The sequence below is a fragment of the Flavobacterium azizsancarii genome, from assembly GCF_027980145.1.
Taxonomy (GTDB): domain Bacteria; phylum Bacteroidota; class Bacteroidia; order Flavobacteriales; family Flavobacteriaceae; genus Flavobacterium; species Flavobacterium azizsancarii.
This window is the reverse complement of the sequence record NZ_JAMZNK010000089.1, coordinates 1-4,826: the sequence shown is the minus strand read 5'-3', so window position 1 is coordinate 4,826 and position 4,826 is coordinate 1. Positions and strand designations below refer to the sequence as shown.

Genomic DNA, 4,826 nt, shown 5'->3' with positions numbered 1-4,826 from the left:
AAAATCAGGAAGCATAAACTTCAAAAGTTCTATAGGGGTCATATAAAATTCTTAGATTACAAAGTTCTTATTTTATTTTGACATTTCCTCCCCAAGCTTTGCGCTTCATCCAAACTGTCTCTCTTTGTGGATTACGTATTTTTTTCAGAACATAAAAACCGTATAAAACCAAAAAAACCTCTTCGAAAGAAGAGGTTTTAAGTACCCGGAGCCGGAGTCGAACCGGCACGGTTTCCCACAGGTGTTTGAGACCAGCGCGTCTACCAATTCCGCCATCCGGGCTTAGCAGACGAAAAAATAACTAATAAATCAATTATTTTAACGCAATAGAATAAGTTAATTATGATGTCATAACTGTGCTTATTCCTTTAACACGGTGCAAATGTAAAAAAATAAATTAAATGTTCTACTAAAAATACTTAAATTTTTCCTTTCAGTGTCCAATAAATTTTCTAAATTTGCACCTCGTTAAAACGAAGCACACACAACTAACTACAAAACAACAAATTATAATGTCGCACCTAGAACCAGAAGCTAAAATTTTTGCTTGTTCACAAAGTGTTTATCTTGCAGAAAAAATTGCAGCACAATACGGAATTCCGTTAGGAAAAGTAACGATGTCAACGTATAGCGATGGAGAATTTCAGCCATCATACGAAGAGTCAATCAGAGGATTACGCGTTTTTATCGTATGCTCAACATTTCCAACGGCTGATAATTTGATGGAATTGTTATTAATGATTGATGCAGCAAAACGCGCATCAGCAAGACACATTACAGCTGTAATGCCTTATTTTGGTTGGGCAAGACAGGATAGAAAAGATAAACCAAGAGTTCCGATTGGAGCAAAATTAGTAGCTAATTTATTAGATGCTGCCGGAGCGACAAGAGTAATGACAATGGATTTGCACGCAGATCAAATTCAGGGGTTTTTCGAAAAACCAGTAGATCATTTATTTGCATCTACAATCTTTTTACCATACGTAGAAAGTTTAAAATTAGACAATCTAACTATTGCATCTCCGGATATGGGAGGTTCAAAAAGAGCATATGCTTACTCTAAGTTTTTGGCATCAGATGTAGTAATCTGTTACAAACAAAGAAAAGCAGCCAACGTTATCGACACTATGGAGCTAATTGGTGAAGTAAAAGGCCGTAACGTAATATTAGTAGACGACATGATCGATACTGGTGGGACACTTGCTAAAGCAGCAGATTTAATGATCGAAAAAGGAGCATTAAGTGTTAGAGCAATTTGTACACACGCCATTTTATCAGGTGACGCATACGAAAAAATTGAAAACTCAAAATTAAGCGAGTTAATAGTTACCGATTCTATTCCGTTAAAGAAAGAATCAAAGAAAATAAGAGTAGTGAGTTGTGCACCTCTTTTTGCTGAAGTTATGCACATGGTGCACCACAACAATTCCATTAGTGGAAAATTTATAATGTAATAAATGGCAATATGCTTTAGGCTGTAAGCTTTAAGTATTGAAATGTCGATAAATTTATTACGAACAAACAAGAATATTTATTAATAACTATATTTTTTTACAATGAAATCGATTACAATTAAAGGATCAGAAAGAGAAAGCGTGGGAAAAGTGTCAACTAAAGCCTTACGTAATGCTGGAGCGGTTCCTTGCGTGTTATACGGAGGAAATCAAGCAGTACACTTCTCAGCAGACGCTGCAGCGTTCAAAAACTTGGTTTACACTCCAAACGCACACACAGTTGTGATTGAGCTTGGAAAAGGAAAATCATTCAATGCAATTTTGCAAGACATTCAGGTTCACCCGGTATCTGATAAAATTTTACACATTGACTTCTTTCAATTATTTGATGACAAAGAAATCACTATGGAAGTTCCAGTAAAAGTTGTTGGTACATCAAAAGGTGTTCTTGCAGGTGGTGTTTTACGTTTAAACACACGTAAATTAAAAGTTAAAGCTTTACCTAAAGATCTTCCTGATTTTGTTGAAGCTGACATTACTCCACTTGAAATGGGTAACAAATTATATGTTACTAAAGTTGGTTCTCCAGAATACAAAGTGATGCACCCAGAGAACACGGTTGTTGCTCAGGTAAGAATCTCTCGTGCTGCTATGAAAGCTGCTCAAGAAGCTGCAAAAGCTGCAAAAGCTCCTGCAAAAGGAAAGAAAAAATAATTTTTTTCAAATTCAATATCAAAGCATCAATCGAAAGATTGGTGCTTTTTTTGTTTTTAGAGGTTCTTAGTTGCTAAGATGCTGAGGTTCTGAGTTGAGCTTTCTTGTGTGCTTTGCAGTTAAGATTAAATTATCTAATTACCACATTTTCTAATTTTTAAATTTTTCAGAAGCAGAAACTTTAAGGTTTCTCAAGACCAGATGTTCCTGCCATCCGCTATATCTTTTCCTTGCTAAAGAAGCAAGAAAAAGGATGCCGCTTCTGTCAGGGCTAGCAAGAAATGTAGTTTCTATAAGTGACTAAGATGCTGAGGTTCTATGGAGAAAAAGTTTCTAGTGTGTCAGACTGAGCGGAGTCGAAGTCCGCAAAGTATTTCACTTTAGATTGTCGAATTTCTTGCGGCACTTCGACTCCGCTCAGCCTCACAAAAATTGAGATAATAATATAGTATCAAATAATAAATCCGCACAAATCCGTTTAAATCTGCGTCATCCGCGTACCATTCTCAATTCTTTGTGAACTTTTCGGTTCTAAATAAATTATCTCATTGACACGTTTTCTAATTATCTAATGAACAAATTGCGACATTCTCTAATTAATCTTATTTTTGCCACATGATAAAATGGATAACAAAACTGTTTTCATCAACACAAAAAGAAGAGAACACAGACAATATGAAACCGGAGGTTCACGAACACCCAAAAAACAATATAAAAAGCGTGAGTAAAAAATATTTAATCGTAGGACTTGGTAATATTGGTGCCGAATACGTAAATACAAGACATAATATAGGATTTAAAGTCCTGGATTTTTTAGCTAAAAAAGAAGGGCTTTCATTTGAAACGGTAAAACTGGGCGCTTTAGCCGAATACAAATTCAAAGGAAGAACCTTTTTCCTGCTTAAGCCAAACACTTATATGAATCTAAGCGGTAAGGCTGTAAAATACTGGATGGACAAAGAAAACATTCCGTTAGAGAATATTTTGGTCATTACAGATGATTTAAACCTGTCATTCGGAACCATTCGTATCAAGCCAAAAGGAAGTGACGGAGGTCATAACGGATTGAAAAATATCAATCTGGTTTTAAACACGCAGGAATATACCCGTTTTAGATTTGGTATTAGTGATCAGTTCAAAAAAGGGCAGCAAGTAGATTATGTTTTAGGCGATTGGGACGAAGAAGAAAAGGCAAAATTGCCAGAACGATTAGAAGTAGCTTCAGAAATTATTAAATCATTTGGAACTGCAGGATTAGAAAACACCATGACAACTTTTAATGGAAAGTAAAGATTTACAGTTATTTAACTGTTAAGTAATCAAATTATCAGTTAATTAAATGGAATTATAACGAAATAGTATTTTCTATTCCAAAGTTAAATGTCTAAATTTGGTATAAATTATTATAAATCATAAAATCATAATATCATGGCTTTTGAATTACCACAATTACCTTATGCATATGATGCACTAGAACCACATATTGATGCTCGTACAATGGAGATTCATTATACAAAACATCATAATGCGTATACAACAAATCTTAATGCTGCAATTGCAGGAACAGATTTAGAAGGAAAAACAATCGAGAATATCTTAATCAACTTAGATAAATCAAACGCAGCAGTTCGTAACAATGGTGGAGGTTTTTACAACCACAATTTATTCTGGACTGTAATGAGTCCAAACGGTGGTGGATTGCCAACTGGTGATTTATTAGCTGCTATCGAAGCTTCTTTTGGAACTTTTGAAGAGTTTAAAGCAAAATTTGCTAAAGCTGGAGCAACGCAATTTGGTTCAGGATGGGCTTGGTTAACTGTTCAAAAAGGAGGGAAACTAGAAGTTGTAGGTACTCCAAATCAAGATAATCCATTAATGCCGGAAGCTGCTGGTAATGGTGGAACTCCAATCTTAGGAATGGATGTTTGGGAACATGCTTACTACTTAAACTACCAAAACAGAAGACCTGATTATATTGAAGCTTTCTTCAGTGTAATTAACTGGACAGAAGTGGCTAGAAGATTTGCTTTAGACAAATAGTCTGTTTAAGAGAAAATAGAATAAAGAGTAAAGAAAAAAGACGAGTGCCGAAAGGTGCTCGTCTTTTTTTGTATTTACATTTCAATCTTTATTCTATTCTCTTTGTTCTATTTTCTTTAAAAATAAAAAAGGTGGAATTTCTTCCACCTTTTTTGCCCCAAATCTACCATAAACTTACCTACTAATGTTATGGTTCAGTAAATATAGAAGAGTTGTTCTTATGAGAAAAACTTTTCTGATGAATGACAGATATATCCGACTAAGTAAGAAAAAAGATAGAATTAGGTGAGTAGAGAATGGAATAAAGAGAATAGAATAAAGAGTATAGAATAAAGAGTATAGAATAAAGAGGAAAGGATCTAGAGGATGGAATGTAAAGGGGAGAATAAAGGAAATAGGAAAGGATAAAGAAAAAAGAATAAAGGATCTAGAGGATAGAATATAAAGGAAAATTAGGAGAGGATAAAGAGAGAGTGCAAGGTTCTCTGTTTAAAAGCTATATTCTTGCGGTAGTGTCTCACTAACTGTGTAAGTTGAAAAGTTATTCTGAAAAATATTTGAGCAAATTTAAAAGCTCAAAATGTTTTTCGGAAATAACTTTTTTTCTATTTTTAAACC

Annotated in this window: 4 protein-coding genes and 1 tRNA gene; 4 read left to right on the top strand and 1 reads right to left on the bottom strand. The window is 34.4% G+C overall.

Features of this window, described 5'->3' with window-relative positions; genetic code table 11:
- Nucleotides 1–202: 202 nt before the first annotated feature.
- A tRNA-Leu gene (locus NJT12_RS24640) sits at nucleotides 203–282 on the bottom strand.
- A gap of 230 nt (nucleotides 283–512) precedes the next feature.
- On the opposite strand from NJT12_RS24640, the gene NJT12_RS24635 reads away from it, so the two are divergent.
- The 4 genes from NJT12_RS24635 to NJT12_RS24620 all read left to right on the top strand — a co-directional run bounded on the left by NJT12_RS24635 (nucleotide 513) and on the right by NJT12_RS24620 (nucleotide 4,208).
- Entirely contained in the window at nucleotides 513–1,454 is a 942-nt protein-coding gene (locus NJT12_RS24635; protein WP_271338757.1) for a ribose-phosphate pyrophosphokinase, read from the top strand.
- 102 nt (nucleotides 1,455–1,556) lie between these two features.
- Nucleotides 1,557–2,168, top strand: a complete 612-nt coding sequence (locus NJT12_RS24630; RefSeq protein ID WP_042564800.1) for a 50S ribosomal protein L25/general stress protein Ctc — start codon at nucleotides 1,557–1,559, stop codon at nucleotides 2,166–2,168.
- A 615-nt stretch (nucleotides 2,169–2,783) separates the two neighbouring features.
- The gene (gene pth, locus NJT12_RS24625) at nucleotides 2,784–3,458 is read left to right on the top strand and encodes an aminoacyl-tRNA hydrolase (RefSeq protein WP_271338756.1); all 675 of its coding nucleotides are present in this window, start codon (nucleotides 2,784–2,786) and stop codon (nucleotides 3,456–3,458) included.
- A 138-nt stretch (nucleotides 3,459–3,596) separates the two neighbouring features.
- Nucleotides 3,597–4,208: a superoxide dismutase gene (locus NJT12_RS24620; RefSeq protein WP_271338755.1), complete on the top strand. Its 612-nt coding sequence runs from the start codon at nucleotides 3,597–3,599 to the stop codon at nucleotides 4,206–4,208.
- The last annotated feature ends 618 nt before the right edge of the window (nucleotides 4,209–4,826 follow it).